At 55.6% G+C, this 15,046-nt stretch carries 17 protein-coding genes; all 17 read left to right on the top strand.

Going from position 1 to position 15,046, the window contains the following annotated elements:
* Positions 1–115 precede the first annotated feature (115 nt).
* The 17 genes from HMPREF1992_RS04065 (at position 116) to HMPREF1992_RS03985 (ending at position 15,036) form a co-directional block, all read left to right on the top strand.
* Positions 116–1,612: an acetyl-CoA hydrolase/transferase family protein gene (locus tag HMPREF1992_RS04065; protein ID WP_021684574.1), complete on the top strand. Its 1,497-nt coding sequence runs from the start codon at positions 116–118 to the stop codon at positions 1,610–1,612.
* A gap of 78 nt (positions 1,613–1,690) precedes the next feature.
* A complete protein-coding gene (locus tag HMPREF1992_RS04060) occupies positions 1,691–3,337 on the top strand; it encodes a methylmalonyl-CoA mutase (RefSeq protein ID WP_021684573.1) in 1,647 nt (548 codons plus the stop codon).
* A gap of 75 nt (positions 3,338–3,412) precedes the next feature.
* Positions 3,413–3,808: a cobalamin B12-binding domain-containing protein gene (locus HMPREF1992_RS04055; RefSeq protein ID WP_037358524.1), complete on the top strand. Its 396-nt coding sequence runs from the start codon at positions 3,413–3,415 to the stop codon at positions 3,806–3,808.
* Between the two features lie 96 nt (positions 3,809–3,904).
* Positions 3,905–4,843, top strand: a complete 939-nt coding sequence (gene meaB, locus HMPREF1992_RS04050) for a methylmalonyl Co-A mutase-associated GTPase MeaB (protein WP_037358523.1) — start codon at positions 3,905–3,907, stop codon at positions 4,841–4,843.
* Positions 4,844–4,922: 79 nt separating this feature from the next.
* On the top strand, positions 4,923–5,339 hold the full coding sequence (mce, locus tag HMPREF1992_RS04045) for a methylmalonyl-CoA epimerase (RefSeq protein WP_021684570.1): 417 nt from the start codon (positions 4,923–4,925) through the stop codon (positions 5,337–5,339).
* 87 nt (positions 5,340–5,426) lie between these two features.
* Positions 5,427–6,956, top strand: coding sequence for an acyl-CoA carboxylase subunit beta (locus HMPREF1992_RS04040; RefSeq protein ID WP_021684569.1), 1,530 nt, complete (start codon positions 5,427–5,429; stop codon positions 6,954–6,956).
* Positions 6,957–6,974: 18 nt separating this feature from the next.
* Positions 6,975–7,112: a hypothetical protein gene (locus HMPREF1992_RS11615; RefSeq protein WP_021684568.1), complete on the top strand. Its 138-nt coding sequence runs from the start codon at positions 6,975–6,977 to the stop codon at positions 7,110–7,112.
* A gap of 97 nt (positions 7,113–7,209) precedes the next feature.
* The gene (locus HMPREF1992_RS04030) at positions 7,210–7,611 is read left to right on the top strand and encodes a biotin/lipoyl-containing protein (protein WP_021684567.1); all 402 of its coding nucleotides are present in this window, start codon (positions 7,210–7,212) and stop codon (positions 7,609–7,611) included.
* Positions 7,612–7,736: 125 nt separating this feature from the next.
* Complete coding sequence (locus HMPREF1992_RS04025) at positions 7,737–8,837, top strand: LptF/LptG family permease (RefSeq protein WP_021684565.1); 1,101 nt, start codon at positions 7,737–7,739, stop codon at positions 8,835–8,837.
* A gap of 46 nt (positions 8,838–8,883) precedes the next feature.
* Positions 8,884–10,053, top strand: coding sequence for a DUF3084 domain-containing protein (locus HMPREF1992_RS04020; RefSeq protein WP_021684564.1), 1,170 nt, complete (start codon positions 8,884–8,886; stop codon positions 10,051–10,053).
* Positions 10,043–10,456, top strand: coding sequence for a hypothetical protein (locus tag HMPREF1992_RS04015; protein ID WP_021684563.1), 414 nt, complete (start codon positions 10,043–10,045; stop codon positions 10,454–10,456). The genes HMPREF1992_RS04020 and HMPREF1992_RS04015 overlap by 11 nt, the downstream gene beginning before the upstream one ends.
* A gap of 78 nt (positions 10,457–10,534) precedes the next feature.
* Positions 10,535–11,584, top strand: a complete 1,050-nt coding sequence (locus HMPREF1992_RS04010) for a glycosyltransferase family 4 protein (protein ID WP_021684562.1) — start codon at positions 10,535–10,537, stop codon at positions 11,582–11,584.
* 30 nt (positions 11,585–11,614) lie between these two features.
* A complete protein-coding gene (wecB, locus tag HMPREF1992_RS04005) occupies positions 11,615–12,772 on the top strand; it encodes a non-hydrolyzing UDP-N-acetylglucosamine 2-epimerase (protein ID WP_021684561.1) in 1,158 nt (385 codons plus the stop codon).
* Between the two features lie 27 nt (positions 12,773–12,799).
* The gene (locus tag HMPREF1992_RS04000) at positions 12,800–13,039 is read left to right on the top strand and encodes an AtpZ/AtpI family protein (RefSeq protein ID WP_021684560.1); all 240 of its coding nucleotides are present in this window, start codon (positions 12,800–12,802) and stop codon (positions 13,037–13,039) included.
* A gap of 46 nt (positions 13,040–13,085) precedes the next feature.
* On the top strand, positions 13,086–13,289 hold the full coding sequence (locus tag HMPREF1992_RS03995) for a hypothetical protein (protein ID WP_037358522.1): 204 nt from the start codon (positions 13,086–13,088) through the stop codon (positions 13,287–13,289).
* Positions 13,290–13,372: 83 nt separating this feature from the next.
* The gene (locus tag HMPREF1992_RS03990; protein WP_037358521.1) at positions 13,373–14,176 is read left to right on the top strand and encodes an HAD family hydrolase; all 804 of its coding nucleotides are present in this window, start codon (positions 13,373–13,375) and stop codon (positions 14,174–14,176) included.
* 8 nt (positions 14,177–14,184) lie between these two features.
* Positions 14,185–15,036: a histidinol-phosphatase gene (locus tag HMPREF1992_RS03985; protein WP_021684557.1), complete on the top strand. Its 852-nt coding sequence runs from the start codon at positions 14,185–14,187 to the stop codon at positions 15,034–15,036.
* The last annotated feature ends 10 nt before the right edge of the window (positions 15,037–15,046 follow it).

Below are 15,046 nucleotides of genomic sequence, written 5' to 3'. Positions count from 1 at the left end.
CGGTGTATAAAAAAATGACGTTCGAACGAATCGCGATCGTTTATGCAGATGTCAGAAGAGTATCAGTGGACGACGGCGGCGTTTGCTGTCCGGCGTAGCAGAGGGAGGTTTTTCTATGATCGATATTTCCGATCGCGTACCCAAGTCCCTAGCGGACAAGATTGTGAGCGCGGAAGTGGCGGCAGAGTATTTCTCTGACGGCATGGTCATCGGTGCCAGCGGCTTCACGCCGTCCGGCTATCCGAAGGCAGTGCCTCAGGCCATTGCCGAGCGCATGAAGAAGAACCCGTTCAAAGTAAGCCTTTGGACTGGCGCTTCGACGGGGCCTGAGCTGGATGGCGCGTTGGTTGAAGCGGACGGCCTCAAGCAGCGTCTCCCCTATCAGACAAACACGCCGCTGCGCAATGCGATCAACTCCGGAAAGGTCAGCTACCTCGATATGCACCTTTCGCAGGTCGCACAGCAGTCGCGCGAGGGATTCCTCGGCAAGATTGATGTCGCACTCGTTGAGGCCGTCGCGATCACGGATGAGGGCATCATTCCCTCGACGTCGGTCGGCAACACACCGTCCTTCATCCAGAGTGCAGATGTGGTCATCGTCGAGGTAAACACGAGCCAGCCGATGGAACTCGTCGGTATGCACGACATCTACATCCCTCTCGATCCGCCGAATCGTTTGCCGATCCCCATCACGAAGGCTGGTGACCGTATCGGTACGCACTTCATCCCGTGCCCGCTGGAGAAGATCAAGTATGTCGTCCCCTGCGACATCACGGACAAGACGCGTCCGCTCGCACCGCTCGATGATGCATCGAAGAAGATGGGTGAGTTAACGGTTGAGTTCCTCAAGAAGGAGATCGCAGAAGGCCGTATGCCGAAGGGCCTTCTCCCACTGCAGTCTGGTGTTGGCAACGTCGCAAACGCGGTCATCGCTGGCTTCGTCAACTCCGACTTCACGGATCTCGAGGTCTACACCGAGGTCATCCAGGATGGCATGTTCGACCTTGCTGATGCAGGCAAGCTCAAGGCTGCGTCCGGTACGGCGTTCTCGCCCTCTCCGGAAGGACTCCAGCGCTTCTACAAGGACATCGATAAGTACAAGAAGATCATGATGCTCCGTCCGCAGGAGATCTCGAACAACCCTGAGGTTGTCCGCCGTCTTGGCGTCATCGCGATGAACACGGCAATCGAGGTTGACATCTACGGCAACGTCAACTCCACCCATGTCATGGGAACGAAGATGATGAACGGTATCGGCGGCAGCGGCGACTTCGCACGCAATGCCTACATCACCATCTTCTTCACGACTTCCGAGGCAAAGGGCGGCAAGATCTCCTCGGTCGTTCCGTTCTGCTCGCACATTGACCATGGCTGCCATGACGTCGATGTCATCATCACGGAGCAGGGCGTCGCGGATCTGCGCGGCAAGTGCCCGCGTGAGCGTGCGCTCGAGATCATCAACAACTGCGCACATCCGGACTATCGTCCGCTTCTGCTCGATTACTACAACCGTGCACTCGAGGCAACGAAGGGCGCACAGACACCGCACCTTTTGGACGAGGCGCTTTCCTTCCATCAGCGCTTTGTGGCGACGGGGTCGATGCAGAAATAACACAGATAAAAAGGGCATAAAAGCCCTTTAGGGTCAAAGAACCCAAGAAGAACTGTTAAGGTAAAGGAGAATACTTTCATGAGCAATGAAAAGATCCAGGCGGGGCTTGATAAGTACAACGCCACCGTAGAGAAGGCAGCAGCAAAGTTCCCTATGCGTAAGAGCATTCCTGAGCAGGGCCTCTACACCCCGCTCGACATCAAGGAAACGGACTACGCAGAGGACATCGGCTTCCCCGGTGTCTACCCCTACACCCGAGGCGTTCAGCCGACGATGTACCGCGGGCGTTTCTGGACGATGCGTATGTACGCAGGTTTCTCCACAGCGGAGGAGTCCAACAAGCGCTATCGCTACCTCATCGAGAGCGGCGCAACGGGCCTTTCGTGCGCATTTGACCTCCCGACGCAGATCGGCTACGATTCGACGGACGCCATCTCTGAGGGCGAAGTCGGTAAGGTTGGCGTTGCGATTGACTCCCTCGCCGATATGGAAATCCTCTTCGATCAGATCGACCTCGGCAAGGTTTCGACGTCCATGACGATCAACGCTCCGGCTTCTGTCCTGCTTGCGATGTACATCGCTGTAGCAGAGAAGCAGGGCGTTTCGGCAGACAAGCTGAAGGGCACGATCCAGAACGACATTCTGAAGGAGTATGCAGCACGCGGCACGTACATCTTCCCGCCGCGTCCGTCCATGCGCCTTATCACGAACATTTTTGAATATTGCTCCAAGAACGTCCCGAATTGGAACACGATTTCCATCTCGGGCTACCACATCCGCGAGGCTGGTTCCACGGCATCGCAGGAAATCGCATTCACCATTGCAGACGGTATCGCCTACGTCGAGGCTGCGATCAAGGCTGGCCTCAACGTCGACGATTTCGCAGGACGTCTCTCCTTCTTCTGGAACGCACACAACAACGTTCTCGAGGAGGTTGCGAAGTTCCGCGCATCCCGCCGCATCTGGGCAAAGGTCATGAAGGAACGCTTCAAGGCAGAGAAGTCCAAGTCCCAGATGCTCCGCGTTCACACGCAGACAGCCGGCTCTATGCTCACAGCACAGCAGCCGAACAACAACATCGTCCGCGTTGCGCTTCAGACTGCAGCAGCAGTCATGGGCGGCACGCAGTCGCTGCACACGAACTCCCGCGACGAGGCGCTTGCGCTTCCGACGGAGGATTCGGTTATGGTCGCACTCCGTACGCAGCAGATCGTTGCGCATGAGAGCGGTCTTGCCGATGTGATTGACCCGCTCGCAGGCTCCTACTATGTCGAGGCGATGACGAACCGCATCGAGGCAGAGGCTTGGGAGTACATCAAGAAGATTGATGATCTCGGCGGCGCTGTTGCGGCGATCGAGAAGGGCTACATCCAGAAGGAGATCCAGGACAGCGCTTACAAGTGGCAGATGGATGTTGAGTCCGGTGCACGCGTCATCGTCGGTGTCAACAAGTTCCAGGTGGAGGAAGAGGCTCCGAAGAACCTCCTCCGCGTGGATGCTTCCGTCGGCGAGAAGCAGAAGGCAAAGGTCGAGGCGATGAAGGCGAAGCGCGACAACGCAGCTGTTCAGGCGGCTCTGGCTGACCTCAAGAATGCTTGCTCGGATGAGAACGAAAACCTCATGCCGCACATTCTTGCAGCAGTCAAGACCTATGCGACGCTCGGCGAAATCTGCGGCGTTATGCGTGAAGTCTTCGGTGAGTACGAGGCACACGTCAACCTGTAAGAAGCGGTTGTTTGGTAGATAATGTGGGACAGCGCCGCAGGGCGGCGCTCCGTCCCCCTCAGGAGGAATATAAAAATGGCAGATAAAATCAGAGTGCTTGTTGCAAAACCGGGTCTGGATGGTCATGATCGCGGCGCCAAGGTCGTTGCGCGCGCACTGCGTGATGCAGGCTTTGAGGTAGTTTACACGGGACTTCGTCAGACCCCGGAGGAGATTGCTGAGGCGGCTCTCCAGGAGGACGTTAATGTTGTTGCAATGAGCATCCTCTCTGGTGCACATCCGCATCTCTTCCCGACGGTTGTGAATCTCGTCCGCGAGAAGGGCATGAACGACGTGCTCATCATCGGCGGCGGAGTTATTCCCGAGGGCGACATCCCCGCTCTCAAGCAGGCAGGCGTTGCCGAGGTCTTTACACCTGGCACACCGACCAGCGCGATTGTTGATTTCATCAAGGCAAACGCCAAGGCATAACAGCGTCTTGTAAACGGGCAGATGGATGGCAGGCGTATGTTCTGCCTCCATCTCTCACTGTTTTCCGTGAAATCACTGCGTGAAGGAGGTGGGCCTATGGATATTGCAGCCGAAGTGCTGAACGGAAACCGCCTCGCACTCTCGCGCGCCATCACGGCGATCGAGAACGAACGCGAAACGGCGACGGGCATTATGAAAGCGCTCTATCCGCATACGGGACATGCCTATGTTCTCGGTATTACCGGCCCTCCAGGTGCGGGCAAAAGCACCATGACGGATAAGATTGCCAAGGAATACCGCAAGCGCGGGAAAACTGTTGGTATCATCGCCGTCGACCCTACGAGCCCCTTTTCCGGCGGCGCCATTTTGGGTGACCGCATCCGAATGAACGACCTGACGCTCGATGAGGGCGTCTTTATCCGCAGCATGGGTACGCGCGGCAGCCTTGGCGGCCTCTCGCACAAGACGGCTGACGCGGTAAAGGTCATGGATGCATTCGGCAAGGATATCATCTTTGTCGAGACCGTCGGTGTCGGGCAGTCCGAGGTGGATATCGTGCGGGCGGCGGACACTACGATGGTTGTGCTCATACCAGGCATGGGCGACGATATCCAGGCCATCAAGGCAGGAATTCTTGAGATCGGCGATGTGTTCGCCATCAATAAGTCCGACCTTGAGGGCGCGGATAAACTCGTCCGTGAAATCAATATGATGCTGGATCTGGATGACCATAAGTCTGACTGGCGCGCACCAATCCGTAAGGTCGTTGCAAATCGCAGCGAAGGGATTGAGGAGCTGGTCGACACACTGGAAGAACACCGTGCACACATTGAAGGCAACGGCGTTCTTGCAGAGCGGCGTACGCGCCGCACCCGCGATGAGATGCTGGATATCCTGCATGCAGGAGTTCGGCGCCGCATCGAAAGCCGCATTGTCGATACGGGGCGACTCGATGACTATGTGGCGAAAATCAAGGCACATGAGAACGATCCATACACGATTGTGGGCGAGCTCATGGCCGAAATGTTGGCGTGAGGAAGTGCTGACGGCGGTGGACTCTTCAGTGGAGACTGCTCGCACCAGGCACACCTCGATTCACTAGGAGGATGTACCAATGTTCAAGGTTCTGGGAGTAGATCACATCGGCGTTGCCGTAAAGGATCTCGAAGACGGAAAGAATTTCTGGTCGGACGTTATCGGCATTGCCTGCACGAACCAGGAGACGGTTGCTGAGCAGAAGGTTACGACGACATTCCATCCGACGCCGAACGGCAGCGAGATCGAGCTGCTCATCGGCACGGCGCCGGACAGCCCCATCACGAAGTACATTGAGAAGAACGGCGAGGGCATCCAGCACGTCGCTCTGCGCGTTGACAACATTGAGAACGCGATTGCCGACCTCATGGCAAAGGGCGTTCGCATGATCGACGAGAAGCCGCGTATCGGTGCAGGCGGCGCGAAGATCGCGTTCCTTCATCCGAAAGCGACGAAGGGCGTTCTCCTCGAGATCTGCGAGCACGAGGATCGCTGAAAAGCGACCGCTGAAGAAGATACCTTTCCTGGGAGCACTGCGTGAAGCAGTGCTTTCGGGATTTGGCAGATATACAGGAGGGATACGATGTCCACAGTTCAGGAAAAAATTGAGCTGATGCTCAAGAAGAAAGAGCATCTCATGCTCGGCGGCGGCGAGAAGGCCATCGAGAAGCAGCACGCAAAGGGCAAGCTTACGTCTCGTGAGCGTCTGAATCTGCTTTTCGATGAGGACAGCTTTGTCGAGCTTGATATGTTCGTTCGCCATCGCTGCACCAACTTCGGCCAGGAGAAGAAAGAGCTCCCGGGCGAGGGTGTTGTAACGGGCTACGGCACGGTTAACGGTCGTCTTGTCTATGCGTTCGCACAGGACTTTACGGTTGAGGGCGGCTCGCTCGGTGAGAAGCATGCACACAAGATCTGGAAGGTCATGGATCTTGCGATGAAGATGGGCGCGCCCTGCATCGGCATCAACGATTCGGGCGGTGCGCGTATCCAGGAGGCGGTCGATGCTCTCTCGGGCTACGGCGGCATCTTCTACCGCAACACGAAGTCCTCGGGCGTTATCCCGCAGATCTCTGTTATCATGGGACCCTGCGCGGGCGGTGCTGTTTACAGCCCAGCTCTCACAGACTTCATCTACATGGTAAAGAACACAAGCCAGATGTTCATTACTGGCCCTGCAGTTATCAAGTCCGTTACGGCTGAGGAAGTCACGGCTGAGGAGCTCGGCGGCGCAATGACGCACAACAGCCGTTCCGGTGTTGCACATTTCGCAGCGGAGAACGATGAGGACTGCATTGAGCAGATTCGCTACCTCCTTTCCTTCCTCCCGAGCAACAACATGGAGGAAACCCCGCTCGTCGATACGGGTGATGATCCGGATCGTCAGGACGAGAGCCTCAACACGCTCATCCCCGACAACCCGAACGCACCATATGACATGAAGGATGTTATCCGCGCTCTCGTTGACAACGGTGAGTTCTATGAGGTGCACGAGCACTTTGCGACGAACATCATCTGCTGCTTCGCACGCTTTGATGGTCGTTCCGTTGGTATCATTGCAAATGAACCGAACGTCATGGCAGGCTGCCTCGATGTCGATGCGTCCAACAAGTCGGCACGTTTCATCCGCTTCTGCGATGCGTTCAACATTCCGCTCGTCAACCTTGTTGACGTCCCGGGCTTCCTGCCGGGTGTCGACCAGGAGTACAACGGCATTATCCGTCACGGCGCAAAGATGCTTTATGCATACAGCGAAGCGACTGTGCCGAAGGTTACTGTCATCACGCGTAAGGCATATGGCGGATCCTACATCGCAATGTGCAACCGCGAGCTCGGTGCAGATCAGGTCATGGCATGGCCGACGTCCGAAATCGCTGTTATGGGACCTGCGGGCGCAGCAAATATCATCTTCCGCAAGGATCCAGACAAGGATGCACGTACGGCAGAGTATATCGAGGAGTTCGCAACCCCCTACAAGGCGGCAGAGCGCGGCTACATCGATATGGTTATCACGCCGAGCGAGACGCGCCCCTACATCATCACGGCTCTCAATGCACTTGCGAGCAAGCGTGAGGAGAATCCCTCGAAGAAGCACGGGAACATTCCTCTCTAAGGAGCTGGGGGTACTACCATGGCTGCACACACTGTGGCGCCGGAGATCGTCGCTGCCATCACCGCTGCTGTTCAGTCGGCGATGGGTACGAAGGTCGTCGCTGTGCGCATAAAGCCGGCTGAGGTTTGGACGATTGCCAACCGCAGCAATATTTGAGGAAACCCTGCACACGCAGGAGTCCTGTCACCAGGAGTCTTGGACGCAGTGTAGTCTGGGATGTTCTCTGGGATTATAAATGTTGGAGGAATAACACATGAAGAAGTTCAACATCACTGTCAATGGTACCGCATACGACGTTGAGGTCGAGGAGGTACGCGCAGGCGGCGCTGCTGCTCCGGCTGCTCCGCGTGCTGCTGCTCCGGCTGCTGCACCGGCACCGGCTGCTGCTCCTAAGGCTGCACCGGCTGCTCCTGCGGCACCTGCTGTTACGGCAGCTGCAGGCGAGACAGCTGTGGATGCTCCGATGCCTGGCAAGATCATCGAGGTCAAGGTCTCGGTCGGTCAGGCTGTTAAGGCCGGCGACACGCTTCTCATCCTCGAGGCTATGAAGATGCAGAATGAGATCGCAGCTCCGGTCGATGGCACGGTCAAGGCGATCAACTGCTCGGCAGGCCAGTCCGTCAAGGTTCGTGAATCGCTCGTCGTTCTCGGCTAATCTCAGCAGAGCAATACAGGGGAGCCCCGTGTGGGGCTCCTTTTTTGTATCCTTGTCAACGTCGTATGAAAATGATAAAATAAAACGGATAATACCCATGACAGATATGATCAGAGGAGTGTTCTATGCGGCTGGAGATCCGAATCCTTGATAAATACATCTTCCGAGAGGTCTTTTTGTCCTTTCTCTTTGCAATTTGTGCGTTCTCAGCCGTATTCATCGGTTCGGGCACGCTCTTTCGTATTGCGCAGTACATTACGGACTACGGTGCATCACTGCCGTCCATCATCAAGATCTTTGTATTTAGTCTGCCCGGTGTCGTCATGTGGACATTTCCCATGTCCATGCTGCTCGCGAGTCTTTTGACGTTTGGTCGTCTCTCCTCCGCCAGTGAAATTACAGCGATGAAGTCGTGCGGTATCGGATTTAGTCGGATTGCGGCGCCTGCGATTCTCCTTGGCTTCGTCGTGAGCATCGGTGCGATCCTCTTCAATGAGTATGTTGTACCGCGTGCAAATACGGCCTACCGTAACGTCATCTACTATGAGATTGAGGGTAACTCCGGCATGAAGTCGCAGGAACATCTCATCATCAAGGAGATTACAGACGGGAAGATCCAGCGCCTCGTCTATGCGCGTTCCTACGATGCGGAGCAGCAGCGGCTGACGGGGGTCAGCCTGCAGGTGTTCGATGCCAACGGCAAGGTAACGCATGTCGAAAATGCGGAGTACGCCGAATGGACCGGATCTGAGTGGATCATGCATAAGGGGGATCTCTATGAGATTGCAGAGGAGCATCTCGAGCGCCGCATGCGTTTTGAGACTCAGGTGCTGCCTGTGCAGAAGGATCCACGCCAGATCATCCGTGAACAAAAGAAGCCTGAGGAAATGACGATGAGCGAGCTGCGTGAGCAAATTGCATTGATGCAGACGCAGTATGTCAATACGAGCAAACTAGAGACGGAACTCTATCAGCGTGTCTCCATCCCCATGGCGAGCTTGATCTTTACTCTGATCGGCGTTCCGCTTGGACTGCAGCCAACGCGTAATTCCTCGTCGGCAGGGTTTGCGATGAGTGTCATCATTATCTTCTTTTATTATGCCCTGATGACGATGGGGAATGCCTTTGCACGCGGCGAAGTGCTGCCCGCAATGTTTGCAGTTTGGCTGCCGAATATTGTCGGCATGATCGCGGGAGCCTACCTCCTGCGGCGCGCCTCACAGTAGCTGCCACATGATATACTTTGGACATAGAAAGGGGTGACGGCGCTTTATGTACGGCATTACACTTATTCTCGTCCTGGCCGTGGTCGGCGGCGTCATCGCCTTTATTGGAGATCGCCTCGGTACACGCATCGGCAAGAAGAAACTTTCCATCTTTGGCCTGCGGCCGCGTCATACAGCAGTGGTCGTTACAATCTTTACCGGCATTTGCATTACAACGGTGACATTTGGCATCATGGCAGCGGTTTCGGAGAATGTTCGTACGGCTCTTTTTGGGATGGAGCGCCTCAATGACATGATCGCAGATACACGTGCTGCGCTGGATTTTACGTCCAGTGAACTCAGCCGTGCACAGACGGCGCAGGAGAAGGCAAGTGCCGATCTCAAAAAGTCGGAGGAGGAAATTTCACGCCTCGAGGGAGAGCAGGAAGATCTGCGTGCCGAGTCTGACCGCCTCTCTGCCGGCAATCGTGCGCTCATGATGGAAAAGGAAGGACTAATTTCACTCAATGGGCGCCTCTCCAGCGAAAATGCGGTACTCCTGGCAGATATTGATGCCCTCGGTATTCGTGCGAATGAATTGCGCGATAACATTCTCAACCTGCGTGAGGGGAACATCATCTATCAGGCAGGAGAGATTATCTCGAGCGGCACCATTCCAAGCGGGCTCAGTCACGATGAGATTGAACGCGGCCTAGCTGGCATTGCACAGCTTGGTACGCGCAACATCTCTGCGCGCCTCGGTGAAAATCATACAGATCAGGATATCTGGATCTACGGCCCCGAGTACGATGCGGCCGTTTATGCGATCGAGAAAAGCTCTGTAGATATGATCGTGCGGATTGTTGCTGCGGGCAATCTCGTTCGTGGAGATGAGATCCGTGCCTCAATCGAACTCTATCCGAATCGCGTGATTTACTATGACGGGGAGCTTATCTTGGCGCGTGTCTACCGTGCTGATGGTGTTAACGATGCGGCAGAGCAGGCCGTGATGACCTTCCTGCGGGAGGTCAATGCAGCGGCATCGGCGAAGGGCATTCTCCCTGATCCGATCCGCGGTACGGTCGGTGTTATTGATGGTGCTGAGTTCTATGGTCTCGTGCAGGAGCTTAGAGCATACACAGGTGCCGTTATTATCTCTGCCTATGCTGATGGAGATACGGATGCAATGGGGCCTCTGCGTCTGAAGTTTAAGGTCGAGAGTGAACATGGGATGTAATGTGGAGAGTGTTCCTGTTCTCGCCGTCGATCCCGGACGCGAGAAATGCGGTGTGGCTCTGCTTGCGCCGGACGGAGCGGTGCTGATACAGCGCGTTGTGCCGACTGGGCAGCTTGCAGATATGATTGGAGCGCTTGCGGCAGAACATGAGCCGACCGTTATCATGGGCAATGGTACGACGAGTGCTGCGGCAAAGGAACGTGTAGAGATGTTGGGATGCTCTGTATTGCTCGTGGATGAGTACCGTACGACGGATGCGGCAAAGGAGGCCTATTGGACGGCCAATCCTCCGCGTGGGTGGCGGCGTCTCGTCCCGCGCGGCATGCTCGTGCCGCCCGTGCCTGTCGATGATTTTGTCGCCGTGATCTTGGCCCAACGTTTTTTAGCGAAGCAAAATGCCTGATTGACAGCGTTCCGCTCCTGCGGTAAGATGGTCAGAAGTGCATTTCGCAGATCAAGCCTCGAAGGAGAACAATATTTCATGCCTGATAATGTATTAGCATTTATGATCGCACTTGGCATGGCGCTCGTACTGACCCCCGGCGTTATTGCCTTTGCACGCCGTACGGGGGCCCTCGACAAGCCGGACGCACGCAAGGTGCACGCACGACCGATCCCGCGCATTGGCGGCATCGGTATATATGCTGCGTTCATGGTGTCAATTCTCGTGCAGCTTTCCTTTATCGAGCTGACGCCGGAATTCATGATGAGCCTCATCGGCCTGGCCATCGGCGGCAGTATCATTGTTGCGCTTGGTATCATCGACGACTACTGCGATTTGCCGGCAAAGATCAAGCTGCTCGGACAGATTTTTGCGGCGGTGGTGCTCGTTGTTGGTTTTGATGTGCGTATTGACTTCATCACCGATCCACTGGGTGACTTCATCTATCTCGAGCTTTTTGCGATTCCCGCCACGATTTTCTGGATCGTTGGGCTGACGAATACCGTCAACCTCATTGACGGGCTTGATGGCCTTGCGGCGGGCGTGTCCTCTATCGCGGCTGTTACGATTTTTTTGGTTGCTATGGAGGAGGGGATTCCCTTCGTCGCCATGGTGACCGCGGCGCTTGCGGGCTCTGCAATCGGTTTTCTCTACTACAACTTCAACCCCGCACGTATTTTTATGGGGGACACGGGGAGTATGTTCCTCGGCTTTATGCTTGCAGGTATATCTGTGGTCGGGGCGGTTAAGAGTGCTGCGACCATTGCACTCATTGTTCCGATCCTTGCGCTCGGCCTCCCGATTCTCGATACGACCTTTGCCATTGTGCGCCGTGCACGCAATCATCGTCCGATCTTCAAACCGGACAAGGGACATCTGCACCATCGCCTGCTTGCGCATGGGTTCACGCAGAAACAGGCGGTACTTCTTATGTACGTCGTCAGTGGCCTTTTTGGACTTTGTGCGCTTGCCCTTACGGCAGTCAGCATGCAGGCGGCACTCCTGATCATTGCGATTGTTGCTGCAGCAGTATTCATCGGTGCGCGCAAGCTGGGCATTCTTCAGATGGATGTGTCGCAGCAGAAATAAACCCCTACCCCAGAGAGGAGTACAGGCAGAATGACTGGCAAAATCAAAGTCATGTCGATCTTTGGCACACGTCCCGAGGCGATCAAGATGGCACCTGTTGTCATGGAACTCATGCGTCATACAGATGCAATCGAAACGAGGACACTCGTCACGGCACAGCACCGCGAAATGCTCGATCAGGTACTGCATCTCTTTCGGATTGTCCCCGACTATGATCTCAACATAATGGCTGAGGGACAGACTCTTTTCGACATTACCTCACGAGCCATGCATGGCATCAACGAGGTCTTTTTGCAGGAACGCCCGGATCTCGTGCTCGTTCACGGCGATACGACGACGACCTTCGCGGGAGCGTTGGCCGCGTACTATCATCAGATTCCTGTCGGACATGTCGAGGCTGGGCTTCGGACACACGATATCTACTCACCATTTCCAGAGGAGATGAATCGACGCCTGACGGGAGGGATAGCGACCCTGCACTTTGCCCCAACATCAAGTTCATATGAGAATCTGCGCGCGGAGGGTGTCCCGGATGGGCGTATCTTTGTCACGGGCAACACCGTTATCGATGCCCTGCACCATACCGTTCGGGAAGACTACGTGCTGCCGGAGGAACTGTCGCAGGTCGATTTTAGGAATCACCGTGTCCTTCTCGTCACGACCCATCGCCGGGAGAATCTCGGCGAACCGATGCGCCATGTCTACCGTGCGATCCGCGACGTGATAGAGCAGATGGAGGCTGTGGAGGTCATCTTCCCGGTGCACCGTAACCCGAAGGTGCGTGAAATTGTACGCGAGGAACTCGGGGGCCTGGAGCGCGTCCACCTCATCGACCCGCTCGACTATGAACCATTTGCGAATCTCATGGCACGTGTCGATATCGTCCTCACGGATTCGGGCGGCATCCAGGAGGAGGCACCCTCCCTCGGCAAACCCGTCCTCGTCCTGCGTGATACGACAGAGCGTCCCGAGGCTGTCGCGGCAGGTACGGTGCGCCTCATTGGAACGGATGAGCAGCGCGTCTATAGTGAGACCATGCGCCTTCTCACTGAGCCGACTGCCTATACACATATGGCAGAGGCGGTGAACCCCTATGGCGATGGCGAGGCGGCTCGCCGCATTATCGAGGCGATTCTGTATCATGCAGGACGCTTTCCTGAGCCTCCCGATGCCTTTCACAGCGCATGACGAAGTGATATGAGGAGTGGATGCGTGATGGAAGAAAAGAAATCTCCGCCGTCCTCCGGCGCCCTTGATGCGCTGAAAGCGGTCGGGCTTCTCTCCGGGGTGGGTGTTTACTTCGTCGTCTTTCTCGGCATCTTTATCTATCTCGGACAGTGGGCGGATGACTTCTTCGGATCGGGGCACGCCTGTACCATCACCGGTGCGGTGCTCGGTTTCCCCGCTGCGATCTATTCGCTCTATCGGCAGCTGAAATACTATAAAATTGTATAATTTTATCTTACAACGCCTCTCAGATTATTTTATCTTAGAGGCGTTTTTGCTTTTTGTGTTATACGGATCAAGTGATGTCATTCAATATGACAGTGGGAGTGTCGTTCGCTCTGACCTGCTCGGCAGTGTGAAAGCATCGCTCGACAGCATGGGCATTGGACATGTGGAACTTGGCGGCGCCGTGATGAATCCAGAACTCACGATGATACTGCTGGGGTATGAGACGCAGGCAGAATATGGCCTCGTTTGAGGAAGGTTTTTCTTTGCACCGAATCGATTCTTTGTTATAATGATAACATTGTATACAGAGGGATAGGGAAGAGAGGTGACGGGATGATACGGCTGATCTTTTCGGATATGGATGGAACACTCCTGGATGAGAATGGAAACTTGCCCGCAGAGTTCGGCGCGATGTACGCGCGGCTGAAGGAGCGCGGGATTCGCTTTGCGCCTGCATCGGGGCGGCAGTATGCATCACTCGTGCATACGTTTGCACCATGGCGTGACGAGATGATCTTCGTGGCAGAGAATGGAACGATGGTGATGGAGGGCGGCAGGGAACTCTTTTCGAGCCCCGTGGAGCGGAGTCTTGCGCTTGAGGTCATGCGGATGGGCGAGCGTCTTTCCGGTGTGCAGTCTGTATTCTGCGGTAAGCGGCAGGGGTATCTGCACAGTGCTGACGATGCGCCGGCATTTCGTGCTGAACTTTCGAAATACGTTTCACAGGCGGCTGTAGTGGGCGATTTTGCTGCCGTGGATGATGTACCGATCAAGATGTCGTTCTGTGACTTCAGCGGACATGCAGAGACAACGATCCTCCCTGCAATGCAGGCGTTCCGTGATCGTCTGCAGGTGTCGCTCTCGAGTACGGAGTGGGTCGATCTCTACAACCTTGGTGTGAACAAGGGCTCCGCCGCACAGCAGATCCAACAGCGGCTCGGGGTGACGCCGGATGAGTGCGCTGCATTCGGCGACTATGGAAATGACCTGGAGCTTATGGGGGCCGTCACACACAGCTTTGCGATGGACAATGCCATCCCGGAGATAAAAGAGCGTGCACGCTACCGCGCACCGGGCAACCGCGAAAATGGCGTGATGGCGGTCTGCGAGCGCATCCTTGCGGGCGAGTTTGACTGAGGTGTGCCATGCGATTTGACTATCATATGCACCTGGAGTATGGCTCCTATGATGAAGCCTATGCGGAGGGGTTTTTTCGCGCGGCTGCAGAGCGCGGCGTCTATGAGATCGGCTTCTCCGAGCACTCCCACACATTTCCTGAGTTCGAGCAGCTTTACTACGATGATCTCATCCTTGACGACACCTTTGTGGGGAGTTTTCAGCGAAAATGGCTGAAGTCAAACAAGTTTAAGTACACACTCGATGAGTATTTTGCGTTCATCGAAAAACTCAGGAGGAGGCACAAGGTACTCGCGGGCATCGAGGTCTGCAACTTTAAGGATCAGGCGGCTGTGGCGAAGATCCTCCGCGACTATCCCTTCGACTACGTGATTGGCTCGGTTCATTTCCTGCGCGGCTGGGCGTATGATACCGGAGCGATCAAGGCAGAGTGGGAGAATCATCCGCTCACGGATATCTATGAGTGGTACACGCAGGAGGTTGAAAAGCTCGCGGCGGCTGGGCTCTACGATGCCCTTGGTCATCCGTTCAACATTCGGCTCTATCGTCACATTCCTGACTTTGACGTGACACCGTATCTGGAACGCGCGGCGAAAGTGATGAAGGCTGCCAATATGATTGTTGACCTCAATACGGGGACATACTACCGCTATCCCATCGAGGAGTTTTCACCATATCCCGATTTTATGCACATGGCAAGGGCGTATGACCTGCCGATCATCACAACTTCGGACGCGCATAAGCCCGAGGACTGTGCGCGCTATAACGAGGAGGCGGTGCAGTACGCGTACTCCTTTGGCTATAGAGAACAGATAAGATTCCTGGGAGCGCGCGGACGAGAGACTGTCGCACTCGACTGAGAGAGGAGAG

This window comes from Selenomonas sp. oral taxon 892 str. F0426, assembly GCF_000468035.1.
Classification (GTDB): domain Bacteria; phylum Bacillota; class Negativicutes; order Selenomonadales; family Selenomonadaceae; genus Centipeda.
Note: the sequence above shows the minus strand (reverse complement) of the source record. Positions and strands in the feature narration are given on the sequence as shown.

Coding starts and splice junctions, on each gene's coding strand:
- HMPREF1992_RS04065 (WP_021684574.1), top strand. CDS start 116: ATGATCGATATTTCCGATCGCGTACCCAAGTCCCTAGCGGACAAGATT.
- HMPREF1992_RS04060 (WP_021684573.1), top strand. CDS start 1,691: ATGAGCAATGAAAAGATCCAGGCGGGGCTTGATAAGTACAACGCCACC.
- HMPREF1992_RS04055 (WP_037358524.1), top strand. CDS start 3,413: ATGGCAGATAAAATCAGAGTGCTTGTTGCAAAACCGGGTCTGGATGGT.
- meaB (WP_037358523.1), top strand. CDS start 3,905: ATGGATATTGCAGCCGAAGTGCTGAACGGAAACCGCCTCGCACTCTCG.
- mce (WP_021684570.1), top strand. CDS start 4,923: ATGTTCAAGGTTCTGGGAGTAGATCACATCGGCGTTGCCGTAAAGGAT.
- HMPREF1992_RS04040 (WP_021684569.1), top strand. CDS start 5,427: ATGTCCACAGTTCAGGAAAAAATTGAGCTGATGCTCAAGAAGAAAGAG.
- HMPREF1992_RS11615 (WP_021684568.1), top strand. CDS start 6,975: ATGGCTGCACACACTGTGGCGCCGGAGATCGTCGCTGCCATCACCGCT.
- HMPREF1992_RS04030 (WP_021684567.1), top strand. CDS start 7,210: ATGAAGAAGTTCAACATCACTGTCAATGGTACCGCATACGACGTTGAG.
- HMPREF1992_RS04025 (WP_021684565.1), top strand. CDS start 7,737: ATGCGGCTGGAGATCCGAATCCTTGATAAATACATCTTCCGAGAGGTC.
- HMPREF1992_RS04020 (WP_021684564.1), top strand. CDS start 8,884: ATGTACGGCATTACACTTATTCTCGTCCTGGCCGTGGTCGGCGGCGTC.
- HMPREF1992_RS04015 (WP_021684563.1), top strand. CDS start 10,043: ATGGGATGTAATGTGGAGAGTGTTCCTGTTCTCGCCGTCGATCCCGGA.
- HMPREF1992_RS04010 (WP_021684562.1), top strand. CDS start 10,535: ATGCCTGATAATGTATTAGCATTTATGATCGCACTTGGCATGGCGCTC.
- wecB (WP_021684561.1), top strand. CDS start 11,615: ATGACTGGCAAAATCAAAGTCATGTCGATCTTTGGCACACGTCCCGAG.
- HMPREF1992_RS04000 (WP_021684560.1), top strand. CDS start 12,800: ATGGAAGAAAAGAAATCTCCGCCGTCCTCCGGCGCCCTTGATGCGCTG.
- HMPREF1992_RS03990 (WP_037358521.1), top strand. CDS start 13,373: ATGATACGGCTGATCTTTTCGGATATGGATGGAACACTCCTGGATGAG.
- HMPREF1992_RS03985 (WP_021684557.1), top strand. CDS start 14,185: ATGCGATTTGACTATCATATGCACCTGGAGTATGGCTCCTATGATGAA.